This is a genomic window from Vibrio sp. RW, from assembly GCF_027587105.1.
Lineage (GTDB): Bacteria > Pseudomonadota > Gammaproteobacteria > Enterobacterales > Vibrionaceae > Vibrio > Vibrio toranzoniae.
On record NZ_JAPPTM010000001.1, the window covers coordinates 94,068 to 108,570 of the forward strand.

Consider the following 14,503-nt stretch of genomic DNA (forward strand, 5'->3'; position numbering starts at 1 on the left):
CAAGTAAACGACATAGCCTACTACAACGAATTAGTTCAAAGGTTTCAATTTTTGTAGATACCGTTCAAATTGCTCGCTAGAATAACCTCAGACTTTGTAAGAGGATTATTTATGAGCCAAGATATGGGCAACAACGATGTATGTGAGGCTTGCGGCTGTGCAGGCGAAATCGGGTTTATCATTAAAGAAGGCGACGACGTTGCTGAAGTAACGGTTTACGGTAACTCCAAAGACCTTATTGAAGCTGAGTTTGCTAAGTATGTTGAGTTGGCAAAGCAAGTGTCTAGCAACGTTGAGTTTGAAGCGTCAGAGATGACAGAAGAGAGCACTGAATTGCAAGCGCGCTTTAAATTTGAAGTCAGCGCTGAAAAGATTATTTTCGAACTTAAGACACGCTCATTAGCACGTTAATATAAGCAATCATATTCATATAATTAAAAGGCGAGTTTATTACTCGTCTTTTTTTATTATTTCAACCCACCTAAGCGCACCATTTTGCTCAAAATCATTTTCGACCGCACATTTAATCACAACTCCGCCGATCTCTAACACGGCACCAATACTATAAGCCTTATCATCATAATAACAAACTCGTTGCTGTTGACCGCCTTGAGTCACCAATACTGCAGCCTTTGCGGGGGTTGAAATTACTTTGTTCGCATTCACAGACATTGAACCAAACGTTGAAGCCACGATCAGAAAGACTTTAAATATTTGTTTTTTTACTCTAGTCATTGATTTACCTGCCATTGTTGACTTCTCACTATTTAACCACACGATTTGATTTAATCTACCATCAAATTGGTAAAATACTGTGCGAGAATAATTTTTCCATTATAGTGTTAACGTCTATCGTAATAAGAAGCCCGTTATGCTCAGAATAATTGCACTTATTATTGGTGCCTTAACCATAACAAATGTCAGTGCCGAACCGCTCGATCACTCTCAAATATTGAACCATCTCGATAATTACGGAAACTTATATCTACGAAACAAGCCTTATACATCACTACCAACGGGACTGATCATTGATGGCAATCTCAATATCGAAAACACGGCAATTGCTCGCCTACCTAAAGGATTGGAAGTGAACGGCAGCCTGAAAGCATCTAACAGCCAATTAACCAGAATTCCTACCGGGGTTAAGATAAAAGGCTACGCTGATCTGATTGGTAGCCAAATAACCAGCTGGCCAAGAGGTGTAAGAGTGGGTGGGTTTATTAACCTTACTGACACCCCACTGCAGAGGCTACCGAATGGCTTTAGAGTGAAAGGAGACTTGAGCGTAATTCGTACGCCCTTAACAGAGCTACCTAACGGAATCGTGATTGATGGCGACTTATATATAGGTGGCTCTGCTATTACGGCGTTTCCGGACACCATGACAGTCAAAGGCAATATTTATCTAGGTGGGAATATCATTACTACTTGGCCAACAAACTTAGAACTCGGTGGCGCAGTCGCTCGCTAGCTCAGGCTAAAGCTATAAGGGCTTGGTCTATACTTGAGCAGACAAAAAGAACAGAGAACAAAAAAGGAGCTCAAAGCTCCTTTTGCAACTCTAGTTATTCACTTACCTGCTAGAACTATCTATCTCTTATACGTAAACCAACAAGAGCATTAACTAACCAATATTCTTCACTGGGTTCGCATAGCTATCAATCAAGTACTGGCGAGCACCTTTTGGTAGGCTTGATAGCTTCTCTTCAAACTCTTGCTTCACTTCAGCAGTAATCGACTCATCTTCTTTTCCTGCTGCCAACAGGTTTACTGGGAACAGTTTGTAGTTTTCGTGGATTTGACGATCGATCTCTTCAGCCAATGCTTCCGGCGTCGCAAAATCTTGGTCGATAACCTGACCGAAACCAACATGAACACGGCCTTTGTTACCAATGATGCCTTGAATGATACTTTCAATATCTTCAAACTCACCCTTTTCGTAGCTGCCGTTGACGTCTTTTTCAAAAAGCTCGACGGCTTTAGCCATGTCACACGGATCGTTTTCGTAAGAAATAGCCACAGGGACAATCTTTAATGATTTAACGTATTCAGGGAATTCGATTTTTTGTTTGCGCCCTTCAACATGGAACATCTTCAAAATTGCAGGCTCAGTAAAATCATTACCGTCTTTGGCACGGCCTTCTTTTTGAGCAATCCAGATAGAGTTACCTGTTTCTAGAGAGTGTTTGATGTAAGAAGACAGTTGGCCTAGCGCTTTCATCATTTCACGCGGCCCTTTCAAAGAACGCTTTACGATAAAGCTCTTGTTCAAGCGCATCAATTCCGTCGCACATGGCTTCTTTAGCAGATTGTCACCAATTGCGATGCGACAAGTCTGATGATTATTTTGATGCAAAGCGTAATTTACTAACGCCGGATCCATTGCAATGTCACGATGGTTTGATACAAAAAGGTAAGCTTGATTCGCATCCAATAACTCTACACCCGTGTACGTCACACCATCTGTAGTTCTCGCTAGCGTGTCTCGCAAGTACTTTTTCACTTCAATCTGAATGGTTTCAACACTCGTCAGCTTGCTCCATTTCATTTTTAAGTACACACGCAGAATGGGGCTCATTAATGCTTTGAACCAAGACGCATGGTTTGAAAAACGGTAGTGCAGAATCGCACTGATAAATTCTTCATCATTAATTAGACGGTTTAATGCCGCTGGAATTTCATTATCGCCGTAAGGACGAATATCAACATATGGATCGGTTGGAGAGGTCATTTTTTAATTCATATAATAAAAAGCTGGCTCATTCTACGCGTTGTTTTGACTTATCGCAGCTACAGAGCCCATACTTTTGACAAGGTCAGACCAGAAATATTGAAAATCCCTTGTTACTGTTGGCATTCTTTAAGATTAACGGTAATCTTGACGCCCCAAAATTAAGGTACTATCTATGAACTTCGCTATTGAATATACATCGGCTTACTTTTCACACTTGGTGATCACACCACGCAAGAAAGTACTTAAACATAGCCTTGTATCGGTTCAAAGTGGCTTGGTTTTGATTAAGCTGGGTAAACAAGAGTATGCCGTTGAGCCAGGCCAAAGCATCTGGATTCCATACGACTGCTTAACATCACTGACCTACTTTCCAAACACTCAGATTAACCGTGTTGACTTCTCTGTTCGTTTGACGGACTCATTTCCAAGACAAGCGGGTTACATCACGCAAACTAACCTCTCTTTAGCGCTACTCGAAAAGTTGGAACTGACCAAGTCCCACGCTTCAAGTGCCAACAATACCGATCAAGCATGTAAAGATATGCTTTCTGTACTGAAACAAGAGGTATTGTCGTTTAAGCCACTGCTTTATGAGAGTGCCCTGTCTCTGCGATTCAATCAATGGAGCATTGATGATTCAAACTTACCGCAAGAACACACCTTAGTAATGGTGATGCGAGAAGCAAAGAAGCGCATGCAGTCTGGCCATAAACGTTTGCTTGTAATTGATGACTTGTTTTCAGGGAAAGAAGAAGAGTTCGAACAACTGTGCATGCTAGTGTTTGGTGAATACCTATAAGCAAGGGGAAGCGGGCCCACCGCCTTCACTCGTTAAGAGTACTCACTTCCACTTCAAGCCAGTCTGTAAATCAAGCCCAAAATAACAAGAAACTAAAAAGCCGCTTAACAGAAACGTCCACTTTATGGAGGCACTTCAGTTTTGCGGCTTTTTTAACTTTTTAATGTCTGCTCAAGATTCAGAGCAAATCTGTCGTCTCATTCGTTAGAAAGGTAACTCAACTTGCATCATTAGGTCGGCGTCACTTGAATCATGCCAACGGTAATCAAAACGCATCCGAGGTTGCCCTTGGACTTTTTCGCCGAAGCCTATGCTTAATTGCAAACCATGATTGAGTAACCACTCTTCGGTAGACATCTCATACTGTTCGTCTTCCAGATCTTCAGGAAACCACATACCCAAACCAACGTAATTTGATTCTAGGCTTTGTGTGAGAAATGGTGCCTCTTTGCTTTGAAGTACCCAGTCAGTCCAATAATCAGGTGTACTCTCCGCTTCCTCATCGCTCAGCCCACTGATTTCCATCATACGTTGGCCAAAAGATTCGATACTCGTAGCAAAATCCAAACAATTGTTTTCACTATCAGAGGTCAACATGATCGAATCTAAGCTAAAAAAATCACATTCAGCATACGCAGGCATACTGCATGTCGCTATGATCAACGCCGCTGGTATCGTGCTCTTTAGCATAGTCCTCTGACCTCTTATTAATGAGCTCACATTATCTGATACAGCCCACCATCTTGCAATATCTTTGTAACTGACTTAGTGCTCAGTTTTGCAACATCGTTTCCATTTACCAACGCATTACGTATGTCTGTGCTGCGGATTTTGACTTTTTCAGGGCAAGCCATTACAGACCATCGCTCAGTAATCTCATCGGATTTATAGAAAGATGAGAACTTAAAGAAGTTGTCAGGCCCAATAACAAAGGTGAGTTCCGCGTCACGATGTAACTTTTGAAGCTCGTTGAGAACAGCATAAGTCGTCACGCTTTCACCGGGTGTAAATAGGCTCTTTTCGATCAACGAAAGCTCAACTTGATCCAGTGAAAGATCACAGATAAATGCGTTAACTAACTGACATCTCGTCTCAAAGTCTAGCATCTCTTTTCCCCAAGCATGGGCAATACTTGGAACGAGTAGAATTTTGTCGAAATGGGCCAACGAATCAATCACACTTTTATGCCCTAAGCTAGGCGGATTAAACGCACTACCGAAAATGGCTATTTTTTCCATTATTTATTACTGCCTTCTCTTTCTATGCTTGTGCAAAGAGGTTTTTAAATCGGATGATTTAGGTATGATAACACTAGATTTTTAATTTGCTTGCAGGAAAGGAATACGAATGGAACAGTTAATTCGTGACGAAATGCGCGTACTACCTTCAATTGACCCTCACTTCGAAGTGACTCGTCGTGTGGACTTTATTAAAACGAAACTTCAGCAGTCAGGCTGCAAGTCTCTCATCCTTGGTATCAGTGGCGGTGTAGACTCAACGACCTGTGGCCGATTGGCTCAAATGGCCATCGACAGCCTAAACGAGAGCACAGGCAGTAACGACTACCAATTCATTGCGGTTCGCCTGCCTTACGGCGAGCAAAAAGATGAAGACGAAGCTCAGCTTGCTCTCTCTTTCATCCAGCCTTCTCAATCCGTTTCTGTCAACATTAAAGCAGGTGTTGATGGGCTTCATGCTGCTTCTCACGTGGCGCTTGAAGGTACAGGCTTGCTCCCAACAGATTCAGCAAAAATCGACTTTGTGAAAGGTAATGTGAAAGCTCGCGCTCGCATGATCGCGCAATACGAAATTGCAGGTTACGTTGGCGGCCTTGTGATTGGGACCGACCACTCAGCGGAAAACATCACGGGGTTCTACACTAAGCACGGTGACGGTGCCTGTGATTTAGCGCCTTTGTTTGGTCTGAACAAACGTCAGGTTCGTGAACTTGCAGCAACGCTAGGTGCCCCAGAAACACTGGTTAAGAAAGTTCCTACTGCCGACCTAGAAGAGCTTGCTCCACAGAAAGCCGACGAAGCAGCCTTGAACCTTTCTTACGATCAAATTGATGATTTCCTTGAAGGTAAAGAAGTCCCTCAAGACGTGTCAGATCGCTTAGTAAGCATTTACAAAGCGACACAGCACAAGCGTCAGCCAATCCCAACGATCTACGATTAATTTTCTGAATTAGTCTCAGAATCAAAAGGCCGGAAGTTCATTTTTCGTGAACTCCCGGCCTTTTTATTTAATGTGCTTTTCTTATTGAACTGAGGAGTCTTTAATCCACAACTTCGATATCAGTTTGAGGAACGCTGCAACACGCTAGTATCTGACCCATGTTCCGTTCATGCTCTTGTAGTGCTGGCACATCGGGTTGGTGAACTTGTCCTGACTCAAGAGTCACTTTACAAGCGCCACAGAAACCCGCACGACAACTGGAAGCAATAGGCACGCCCGCCGATTCAGCTTGCTCTAGCAAAGTTGATTGGTTATTACCTTCGAATAAGTAGCCGTTCACACTTAACTGCAGTTGTTTCACCGCTTCTTCAGTTGACTGAGCGATACCAAACGCTTCTTGGTGATAATGCTGAGGGTTTAGGCCCATTTGAATTAGCAGCTTCTTTGCGTTATCCATAAAGCCATCAGGGCCGCACACAAACGCTTGGCGCTTATGTAGCTCTTCAACCTTAGCGATATGCGAAATGCTCAAACGGCCTGATAAACCATCCCACTCTTTGCTTGGCTGACTTAACGAATAAATCACACGTAGGCCTGCATGTTCGCTAGCGATCTGATCAATCTCAGCTTGATAAGGGATATCTTGTTCGTTGCTGCATTGATGATAGAAAACCACATCATCAATCTGAGCGTGGTCGGCTAAATAACGCAGCATTGACAACATTGGGGTAATGCCACTACCTGCAGACAACAGCAGTAATGAATGAGTTGGATTCTCTTCTAAGTAGAACGCACCGTCTGGGTTTTGCGCGACTAAAGTATCGCCCACTTGGAAATGATCATTTAGCCAGTTAGATATTTGACCGTCATCCACTCGCTTCACAGAAATCGCTAAACGACCCGCTCGTGACGGGCTAGAAGATAACGTATAACGACGAGACACTTTTTTGCCATCAATCACCATTTCGATCGGTAGGTGTTGTCCTGGCTGGTAGTGTGGTAGTGAGTGGTTTTCTTTCGCAGGCTCTAACCAAAAGGTTGTAAAGTCACGTGCGATCTCTTCGCGCTCAACACACGTTAGATGCAATGACTCAACCCAAGTGTCTTCATAATGCTCTTTCTCTTTGCTTTCGAGCACCTCAACCACATCGCCAGCTTTGATTAAGCCTTCATTTTTCGCCACTAGGTTTTGACCAAAGAACACCCCACCACGCTCGTTGGCTCTAAAAGTGGAGAAAGTATTGAGCGGCTCTTTTGTTGTTCTATATTCGCCACGTTCAACATCCACCGTGGTTAGAATGCAGCGCTCACAAGGTTTCACTGCTTCGAATTCAACCTCGCCAATTCGGATACGCTTCCAACCATCTTCAGCAAAAGCTTCGGTATTGGAAACAACAAAGTTGGTACGGAACTGATCCATGGAGTGTGTTTCAGGGCTGCGACGATTCAGCTCATCAAGAGAGGCTTGACTGATTATTAACATTGGATAGCCGTCAGCAAAACTCACGTTATGACCGAGCTTTTCACGGACACGATTCGATTGCTCGCCAGAGAACAGTAACTCAACACGAACACCCAACACGTCACTGAACCAATCGTCAGCTTCATCGTTAGTGGTGTAAGCGGTGAAGCTGTCTTTCCAAACGGTCGCTGGCGCTTCTTGCATCTTGAAGTTCGCATATTTTAGGCGCAGCGGCTCTTTGCCTTCATAAGTAAAAATCAAACCGTAGGGTTGCAAACTTGAAGATACCTTGACCATTTTCGGGTACTTACGTGCCGTGACCATTGAACCGTCAGCCAATGCGAGCATAAAGCGTCTGTCGAAAGTAAGGCCTTGTTTTTCGACCCAAGCAGAAGAGAGCGAGATACCGCCCACTGATTTTACCGGAAACACATTAATTTGAGATAAAGAAGGAGCTTGATCAGAAGGCTCTTGCTCCAAAGCCCTTTGATCTAACGCCCTTTGACCTGAAGATAGCTGCGACATAACGATTCCAATGTTTTGTTGTTTGTCCCAATGCTAGCAAATGGTTATAAATAGATAAACTGGCAGGTATTAAACACTTGATACTAAGCTAATATATTGAGATGTTTAAACGACTGTCTTATATACATAAAGACACCAATACACGAACTCTTTCCATACGTTCTATAATTTGAACACGTTTATCGCATTGAACTGCCATTGAATAAAAAAGGATTTATCATGAACAAACTCGTCATTATTATTTTATGTGTACTGCTTCCACCTGTTGGTGTGTTCTTCGCTCGTGGTGCGGGTAAAGATTTACTAATTAACATCATCCTTACTTTCTTCTTCTGGGTACCAGGCATGATCCACGGCCTGTGGGTGGCCACCCGCTAACCCATATCCAGGAATAAATAGCGAATTAAAACCCCATAAAAACAAGCTCCTAACCATGAAGAGTTAAAAATAGGATGAAATGAAAGTGCTTTTCCACTATCATCCTGTCGCCTAAACGTAAGCGATTGCTTTCACAGATTTCGCCGAGTTTAGGCTCCAACTACATAACACTTCAATTGGTGGGAGCCTTCAATGACACAACTTACGATTACTCGTCCTGACGACTGGCATGTTCATCTACGCGATGGCGACGTACTAAAAGATACAGTTCGCGATATCAGCCGTTACAATGGTCGAGCGTTAATCATGCCAAATACCGTCCCACCGGTAACCGATACCGAAATGGCGCTTGCTTACCGTGAACGCATCATGGCAGAACAGCCAAGTGAACAGTTTCAGCCTCTAATGGCACTTTACCTGACAGACAACACAACACCTGATGAAATTCGCAAAGCGAAAGAGTCTGGCGCTGTCGTTGCTGCTAAGCTTTACCCAGCAGGCGCAACAACAAACTCTGATTCAGGCGTAACCTCTGCTAAAAACATCTACCACGTACTAGAAACAATGCAAGAAGTGGGTATGTTGCTGCTTGTACACGGTGAAGTAACGGCTCACGATGTTGATATCTTTGACCGTGAAAAAGAGTTCCTAGACACAGTTCTAGCGCCGATTGTGAACGATTTCCCTAACCTGAAGATCGTTCTAGAGCACATCACGACTGCAGATGCAGCGACTTTTGTTAAGAACGCGAACGACAACGTAGCGGCAACCATCACCGCTCACCACCTGCTTTACAACCGTAACCACATGTTGGTTGGCGGCATTAAGCCACATTTCTATTGCCTACCGATTCTTAAGCGCAACACGCATCAATTGGCGCTTATAGAAGCAGCTACGAGCGGCAGCAAGAAGTTCTTCTTAGGTACAGACTCTGCGCCACACGCGAAAGGCGCAAAAGAGTCAGCATGTGGTTGTGCCGGTTCTTACACAGCGCACGCTGCGGTTGAACTGTATGCTGAAGTATTCGAATTAGAAGGCAAGATTGAAAACCTAGAAGCATTCGCGAGCCACAATGGCCCAGACTTTTATGGCATGCCACGTAACACAGATACAATCACTCTAGTAAAAGAAGAGTGGAATGTTGCTGAAACAATGCCTTTCGGCTCAGACATCGTGGTGCCAATTCGTGGCGGTGAGACGATTGCTTGGACAGTTAAGTAAACAGAGTTTTAAGCTGTTTCAGTTCATCAATTATGTTGTTGAGTTATCAAGCCCTTCACATATGTGAAGGGTTTTTTGTTGTCTTAACAGCCTAAAGCTTCCAAGAATAACGACTTTTAGAAACAGTATTTAGAATACCAATCGTTCGAAGCATAAACTCACTCAATAAAAGTTGCACGATCTCGCTGCGCTGATTATTCTCACTTCACCACAACGTCCCTGACAGAGATAAAACAATGGAAAGTACTTACACCAACCCTATTGGTGAGCCAGGAAAAAAATGGCAAGAAGCAGAGCGTCAAGCATGGTTTGCTCAAAGAACGGTTAAGCGTGAATACCAACAAGAAGTCGTACCAAAGATTAAAGCACTAGCAGACCGCTTTGACATCGAGCAATACGGAGCACTGAGCTACGACGAAGCTCGCTTCCCACTCTTCGCTATCAAAAGCAAAAACTGGGACGCATCAAAACCAACCGTTCTTGTAACGGGTGGGGTTCACGGTTACGAAACCAGTGGTGTCCATGGCGCGATCAAATTCGCAGCTACTCAAGCGGAAAAGTATACAGCGCACTTCAACATTGTTGTCGCACCTTGTGTGAGCCCTTGGGGTTACGAAGTGATCAACCGCTGGAACCCAAATGCTGTTGATCCAAACCGCTCTTTCTATGACGGTACGCCAGCTGAAGAATCAGCAAACCTACGTGCATTAGTTGCATCTTTACCAGAAGTGTTGGTTCACGTTGATCTTCACGAGACAACCGATTCTGATGAAACTGAATTCCGCCCTGCACTCGCTGCACGTGATGGTATTGAGTACATCGAAGGTATGATCCCAGACGGTTTCTACACGGTGGGTGACACTGAAAACCCTCAACCTGAATTCCAAGCAGCTATCATCGCTTCCGTTGAAAAAGTAACCCACATTGCGCCAGCAGATGACGAAGGCAAGATCATTGGTTCAGACGTCACTCAACACGGTGTGATCAACTACCCAATGAAGAAGCTTGGCTTATGCGGCGGTGTGACTGATTGTAAGTACGGTACAACCACTGAGGTTTACCCGGACAGCGACAAAGTGACAGACGAAGAGTGTAACGATGCTCAAGTTGCTGCTGTTGTTGGTGCTTTAGATTACGTTATTCAGCACGAATTGGATGCGTAAGCGCACATTAGCTAATAGCTAGAGCCTCGCTCCTAAGAGTAAGAGTTAAAAGAGCCATAAGTGACTATTCACTTATGGCTCTTTTTATCTTTATTGTTTCTTGTTTCTTTGAACCATAAAAAAGCTCCCTTGCACACAGTACAAGAGAGCTTTGAAATAATGTTAAGTAAAATTAAAGCGTTAGCTGCTTATTTCTGCGTCGCAGTTTACTCAGATGCAGGGCTAACGGTTTCCTGCCCTTTACCCACTTCCGTCAGTAGGCCTTTCAACAAGCTCACACAACCAATCAGAAGAATGATCGTAAACGGCAGTGCTGCAATAATCGTAATAGATTGCAGGGCTTGAATTGATTGAGTTCCACCAATCCATAGCATTACCATCGCGATGGCACCTGAAATAACCGCCCAAACTACTTTCTGCTTCACCGGAACTTCAAGTTTACCACCCGCCGTCATACCATCAATAACGATAGAACCAGAGTCTAACGTTGTAACGAAGAATACGATAATCAACACGACAGCGATAACAGACAGAATGCTACCAAACTCGTAAGCATCTAACATGTAGAACAAGCTTAGTGATACGTCTGTGATGCCTTGGTCAAGGCCAAGTTGCCCCACCTGATTAATCACTTGCTCGATAGCCACGCCACCGAAAATAGACATCCAAGCTGACGTTACCAATGTTGGGATAATTAGTACACAAAGTAAGAATTCGCGAACCGTACGGCCTTTAGAAATACGCGCTACGAACATACCGAAGAAAGGTGCATACGCTACCCACCATGCCCAGTAAAACACAGTCCAACCATGCAGCCAGGTTGTGTCTTCGCGGCCAGAGCTTTGGCTCAATGCTACGATGTTTTTCACGTAACCCGTTACTGCCGTCGCCATTGAATCAAGCACCGTTGTAAAGTTCAATACTGCGATAAGGCCAAGGAATACGAACGCAATAACCATGTTCAGGTTACTTAGGAACTTAACACCACCGTCCATGCCTCGCAGAACAGAAATGATCGCCAAACCCATAATCAACACGATAATAGCTTGCTGAAGGAAGATGTTATTTTCCAAGCCGAACACATGGCTGATACCACTTGCCGCTTGTGTACCACCTAAGCCCAATGAAGTCGCTAGACCAAACAGAGTAACCAGTACGGTTAGTACATCGATCACATCACCAGTTTTGCCCCACACTCGCTCACCCAGCATTGGATAAAAAACAGAGCGCATTGATAACGGTAGGCCTTTGTTGTAAACAAAATATGCTAGGCAAAGCGCCGTCATACCATAGACAGCCCACGCATGAAAACCCCAGTGGAATACTGTCGCGCCTAGCGCTAACTCGCGGCCTGCTTCAGTGAAGGGTTCTGCATTCAATGGCGTTCCGAACCAGTTCGTGAAGAAGGCGGTTGGCTCTGCAACACCCCAGAAGATAAGTCCAATACCCATACCTGCAGCGAATAGCATCGCAATCCAAGAGGGCATTGAGTAGTCCGCCGTCGCTTCTTCACCACCTAGACGAATTTTACCCAACGGTGAAAATGCGATAACAACAGCAAACGCTAGCATGATGTTGGCTCCCCACATAAACAGGAAGTCAAACTTTGATAGAACAGCACCCTTAATAGAATCAATAGCAGCTTTAGCATCCGCAGGAGGAAGAGCAAGAAGAGTGATGATAAAGAGAAGAGATAAGCCAACCGAGGCTACAAAAACTGTGTTATGGACATCCATGCCCCATTTACTGACGTTGTCTTGACCAACTTGATAGTCAGTAGAATCGATACTGTATTTTTTTGATTTAAAACTCATAAATTATGATGTTCGCATATCCGAATCAACGAATATAAGGACGTTCTCCATATCCAACTACTACTTGATTGGCTCGCCATACCACTTAAATAAACGTGATAAAAACCACCTTGAGAGGCGACAAATGGACTTAATAGCTCAATCCCAGGCCGCGCATAATAGCACAGCACGAAGTATTTTGACTGAGTTTTTGCTCAATAGTCACTCAGCGCACTGTCATCCATGGTCATTCTCGCTATAAAAAAAAGACTAGAACTTACAGATAAATAATTTAATTACAAATACTTACACCAACAAAGATATGGGATAAAATTTTAAAAAACTTTTGTTAGATAACTTTAAGAAGCGCTTAATTTACTTATACCTCTAATAAAAAAGCCCCGCTATAGGGGCGGGGAAATTACCAAAGGTAAAGAGAAATCGATAGTGCGATATTAGCGCCACGTATCGCAGCGCTCAGTTATTTAAATCACCGAAGTTCAATTTAAAAAGCGTTAGATCGCAAAGCAAAAACCTAGATTGTAGTCTTCGCCATTTTTCGCTGTGAACTCTTTGTCTTCACTCGATGCATTCGGTCGACCGATTTCATCGCCTTTCACCAAGCTCACCCAGTGACGAATTCCTGAAGAGCAACTGGCCTCCGTTTGCCCAAACGTGGTGCATGTCTCTAGCTGAATATCTTCAATATCAACCAATTCCAAGTGACCCGTGCCTTTACGAGCGCCGATTGTCACTTCAACGTGCGTGCCGCTCTCATCACGGAACAGAATTGAAGAAGGTTTAGACTTATCACCCGTGTAAGCCACAAAGTGCTTAGCACGTTTCAGGCCTGTGTGTTCGCCGTTTTTGAAGTAAACTTGAACGTGTCTGTAGTCAATCTCATAGCTCACTGCGTCTTCGTGCGAGCCTTCCTCTAGAGGAAATAGAGTATCAAGCAACTGTTTTGCCATTTTCTGTTTTTCGAGTTGCTTGTCTGCTTTCACCATTTCGACGGCAAAGACAGCTTCAGCAATAAATGTTGAATGGTTTCTGTGAAGTTCTGTTTTGTCTAGTGTCAGCATATTCATAGTCTATCCCTCGTACGGCTTTGAATTTCATTTAGGTCAAACATCCTGATTGACCTTTTTAAAAATTGTTCTTTACTGTGTGGCTTCCATGTATTTCATACTACCTGTATTTTCGAAACAATTTCACAACAAAAATTTCACACTGTTAATTTTACTAAATTGCTTTTTTACACACACTGGTATTTTGGGCCCCTAGCCCTTTATTTAACAGGGATGAGGGCTCGTTAGAAACCATTTTACGTGTTGTTTGATTTTGTGTAATAACCGACCCCGACCAACTTATTGTCGATGACTCGATAGTAAGTATGCTTGGTTTCAACTTTACTCGACTGAGGATTCAACCAGCGATAGGTGTAAACACCTCGGCCGTTTTCTTTCGCAAGGTTCAACATCTCAGTAAGAATTGGTTTATCGTCAGGGCTTAGAATCTCGCTGTGTGACCGCCCGACAAGCTCAGGAGATACCCCATGCGCCAGCAACTTTCCAGAGCTCATATCCATCACAAACACATATAAGTCTCCTTCTACAAAACTGCCATCGGCGTCATTGAATTCTGCCAGGCTCTCTTGTTCTGATTCCACTATCGCGGTCATCGCTCTCGCCAATAAATTCTTTGCCTCGGCCGCACTCGAACGTTCTGGGTAATAACCGACAGCGACAATCACGTCACCCACACGCTCAAAGAAAGTGGTTTTCGGTTCACCCATACGATCGGTCGGGTTGGTCCAGTGATACTTCACTTCACCAAAACCGTTGTGTACTGCTTTGGTGATCATTTCTCGGAAAAAAGGATTGCCGTAAACGTCTTGCGTATCTAAAACACTGTCACCCACTAGCACCATTGATGAGCCGCCACTGGCAAGGAATTGGCCATCAATGCCTAAAGCAAAAACATAGAGCTCCCCATCGATATATTCAGGGTCACTCATGAAGTCTTTAACACTATCGTCACCCTCTTTTTGAACGTGTATCACCGCCTTGGCCAGCAAGGTTTTAGCTCTTCTTTCAGCTTTACTGACAACATGTGGTTCAGAAATATCAAGCACATTGACAGGCTTGGCTTCTTTCTCTGTTTCAGAGTGTTCAGCACGTAAACCAATACCACTGACCACAGCAAACAAGGCGCAACTTATAAGAATAATTCTGGATAGATTCATAGTTA

At 43.8% G+C, this 14,503-nt stretch carries 15 protein-coding genes; 7 read left to right on the forward strand and 8 right to left on the reverse strand.

What is annotated here, in order from left to right; all coding sequences use genetic code 11:
• Positions 1 to 111: 111 nt before the first annotated feature.
• Positions 112 to 411: a YfcZ/YiiS family protein gene (locus OCT63_RS00395; protein WP_060469334.1), complete on the forward strand. Its 300-nt coding sequence runs from the start codon at positions 112 to 114 to the stop codon at positions 409 to 411.
• A gap of 39 nt (positions 412 to 450) precedes the next feature.
• Here the strand turns inward: OCT63_RS00395 and OCT63_RS00400 are convergent, their stop codons facing one another.
• The gene (locus tag OCT63_RS00400) at positions 451 to 750 is read right to left on the reverse strand and encodes a YnjH family protein (RefSeq protein WP_269982981.1); all 300 of its coding nucleotides are present in this window, start codon (positions 748 to 750) and stop codon (positions 451 to 453) included.
• A gap of 121 nt (positions 751 to 871) precedes the next feature.
• Between OCT63_RS00400 and OCT63_RS00405 the strand changes: the two genes are divergently transcribed.
• The gene (locus OCT63_RS00405) at positions 872 to 1,471 is read left to right on the forward strand and encodes a hypothetical protein (RefSeq protein WP_161678622.1); all 600 of its coding nucleotides are present in this window, start codon (positions 872 to 874) and stop codon (positions 1,469 to 1,471) included.
• A 153-nt stretch (positions 1,472 to 1,624) separates the two neighbouring features.
• Here OCT63_RS00405 and OCT63_RS00410 read toward each other — a convergent pair whose 3' ends face one another.
• Positions 1,625 to 2,731: a 1-acyl-sn-glycerol-3-phosphate acyltransferase gene (locus OCT63_RS00410; protein WP_060469331.1), complete on the reverse strand. Its 1,107-nt coding sequence runs from the start codon at positions 2,729 to 2,731 to the stop codon at positions 1,625 to 1,627.
• A gap of 175 nt (positions 2,732 to 2,906) precedes the next feature.
• On the opposite strand from OCT63_RS00410, the gene OCT63_RS00415 reads away from it, so the two are divergent.
• Positions 2,907 to 3,533, forward strand: coding sequence for an AraC family transcriptional regulator (locus tag OCT63_RS00415; protein WP_161671747.1), 627 nt, complete (start codon positions 2,907 to 2,909; stop codon positions 3,531 to 3,533).
• A 204-nt stretch (positions 3,534 to 3,737) separates the two neighbouring features.
• On the opposite strand, the gene OCT63_RS00420 is transcribed toward OCT63_RS00415, so the two are convergent.
• Positions 3,738 to 4,223 (reverse strand): hypothetical protein, encoded by a 486-nt coding sequence (locus OCT63_RS00420; protein WP_269982982.1) that lies wholly within the window; start codon positions 4,221 to 4,223, stop codon positions 3,738 to 3,740.
• Positions 4,224 to 4,249: 26 nt separating this feature from the next.
• Positions 4,250 to 4,771, reverse strand: a complete 522-nt coding sequence (locus OCT63_RS00425) for a nicotinate-nicotinamide nucleotide adenylyltransferase (RefSeq protein WP_161671749.1) — start codon at positions 4,769 to 4,771, stop codon at positions 4,250 to 4,252.
• Between the two features lie 109 nt (positions 4,772 to 4,880).
• Here OCT63_RS00425 and nadE point away from each other — a divergent pair, with 109 nt between their 5' ends.
• Positions 4,881 to 5,711 (forward strand): ammonia-dependent NAD(+) synthetase, encoded by an 831-nt coding sequence (nadE, locus tag OCT63_RS00430; protein ID WP_161750204.1) that lies wholly within the window; start codon positions 4,881 to 4,883, stop codon positions 5,709 to 5,711.
• A gap of 100 nt (positions 5,712 to 5,811) precedes the next feature.
• Here the strand turns inward: nadE and OCT63_RS00435 are convergent, their stop codons facing one another.
• Positions 5,812 to 7,698, reverse strand: coding sequence for a hybrid-cluster NAD(P)-dependent oxidoreductase (locus tag OCT63_RS00435; RefSeq protein ID WP_269982983.1), 1,887 nt, complete (start codon positions 7,696 to 7,698; stop codon positions 5,812 to 5,814).
• Positions 7,699 to 7,917: 219 nt separating this feature from the next.
• Between OCT63_RS00435 and OCT63_RS00440 the strand changes: the two genes are divergently transcribed.
• The 3 genes from OCT63_RS00440 (at position 7,918) to OCT63_RS00450 (ending at position 10,460) form a co-directional block, all read left to right on the forward strand.
• The gene (locus OCT63_RS00440; RefSeq protein WP_004731890.1) at positions 7,918 to 8,076 is read left to right on the forward strand and encodes a YqaE/Pmp3 family membrane protein; all 159 of its coding nucleotides are present in this window, start codon (positions 7,918 to 7,920) and stop codon (positions 8,074 to 8,076) included.
• Positions 8,077 to 8,268: 192 nt separating this feature from the next.
• The gene (pyrC, locus tag OCT63_RS00445) at positions 8,269 to 9,297 is read left to right on the forward strand and encodes a dihydroorotase (RefSeq protein ID WP_060469325.1); all 1,029 of its coding nucleotides are present in this window, start codon (positions 8,269 to 8,271) and stop codon (positions 9,295 to 9,297) included.
• Between the two features lie 236 nt (positions 9,298 to 9,533).
• Complete coding sequence (locus OCT63_RS00450; protein ID WP_269982984.1) at positions 9,534 to 10,460, forward strand: M14 family metallopeptidase; 927 nt, start codon at positions 9,534 to 9,536, stop codon at positions 10,458 to 10,460.
• A 206-nt stretch (positions 10,461 to 10,666) separates the two neighbouring features.
• On the opposite strand, the gene OCT63_RS00455 is transcribed toward OCT63_RS00450, so the two are convergent.
• The 3 genes from OCT63_RS00455 to OCT63_RS00465 form a co-directional block, all read right to left on the reverse strand.
• Positions 10,667 to 12,274 (reverse strand): BCCT family transporter, encoded by a 1,608-nt coding sequence (locus OCT63_RS00455; protein ID WP_269982985.1) that lies wholly within the window; start codon positions 12,272 to 12,274, stop codon positions 10,667 to 10,669.
• Between the two features lie 494 nt (positions 12,275 to 12,768).
• Complete coding sequence (locus OCT63_RS00460; RefSeq protein WP_269982986.1) at positions 12,769 to 13,341, reverse strand: hypothetical protein; 573 nt, start codon at positions 13,339 to 13,341, stop codon at positions 12,769 to 12,771.
• Between the two features lie 236 nt (positions 13,342 to 13,577).
• On the reverse strand, positions 13,578 to 14,498 hold the full coding sequence (locus OCT63_RS00465; RefSeq protein ID WP_269982987.1) for a cache domain-containing protein: 921 nt from the start codon (positions 14,496 to 14,498) through the stop codon (positions 13,578 to 13,580).
• Positions 14,499 to 14,503 lie beyond the last annotated feature (5 nt).

What these genes read in the sequence shown, in the direction of transcription:
- OCT63_RS00405 (WP_161678622.1), top strand. Translation starts at nt 872, where the DNA reads ATGCTCAGAATAATTGCACTTATTATTGGTGCCTTAACCATAACAAAT.
- OCT63_RS00455 (WP_269982985.1), bottom strand. Translation starts at nt 12,274, where the DNA reads ATGAGTTTTAAATCAAAAAAATACAGTATCGATTCTACTGACTATCAA.
- OCT63_RS00415 (WP_161671747.1), top strand. Translation starts at nt 2,907, where the DNA reads ATGAACTTCGCTATTGAATATACATCGGCTTACTTTTCACACTTGGTG.
- OCT63_RS00465 (WP_269982987.1), bottom strand. Translation starts at nt 14,498, where the DNA reads ATGAATCTATCCAGAATTATTCTTATAAGTTGCGCCTTGTTTGCTGTG.
- OCT63_RS00395 (WP_060469334.1), top strand. Translation starts at nt 112, where the DNA reads ATGAGCCAAGATATGGGCAACAACGATGTATGTGAGGCTTGCGGCTGT.
- OCT63_RS00440 (WP_004731890.1), top strand. Translation starts at nt 7,918, where the DNA reads ATGAACAAACTCGTCATTATTATTTTATGTGTACTGCTTCCACCTGTT.
- OCT63_RS00400 (WP_269982981.1), bottom strand. Translation starts at nt 750, where the DNA reads ATGGCAGGTAAATCAATGACTAGAGTAAAAAAACAAATATTTAAAGTC.
- OCT63_RS00450 (WP_269982984.1), top strand. Translation starts at nt 9,534, where the DNA reads ATGGAAAGTACTTACACCAACCCTATTGGTGAGCCAGGAAAAAAATGG.
- OCT63_RS00420 (WP_269982982.1), bottom strand. Translation starts at nt 4,223, where the DNA reads ATGCTAAAGAGCACGATACCAGCGGCGTTGATCATAGCGACATGCAGT.
- pyrC (WP_060469325.1), top strand. Translation starts at nt 8,269, where the DNA reads ATGACACAACTTACGATTACTCGTCCTGACGACTGGCATGTTCATCTA.
- OCT63_RS00425 (WP_161671749.1), bottom strand. Translation starts at nt 4,771, where the DNA reads ATGGAAAAAATAGCCATTTTCGGTAGTGCGTTTAATCCGCCTAGCTTA.
- OCT63_RS00460 (WP_269982986.1), bottom strand. Translation starts at nt 13,341, where the DNA reads ATGAATATGCTGACACTAGACAAAACAGAACTTCACAGAAACCATTCA.
- nadE (WP_161750204.1), top strand. Translation starts at nt 4,881, where the DNA reads ATGGAACAGTTAATTCGTGACGAAATGCGCGTACTACCTTCAATTGAC.
- OCT63_RS00435 (WP_269982983.1), bottom strand. Translation starts at nt 7,698, where the DNA reads ATGTCGCAGCTATCTTCAGGTCAAAGGGCGTTAGATCAAAGGGCTTTG.
- OCT63_RS00410 (WP_060469331.1), bottom strand. Translation starts at nt 2,731, where the DNA reads ATGACCTCTCCAACCGATCCATATGTTGATATTCGTCCTTACGGCGAT.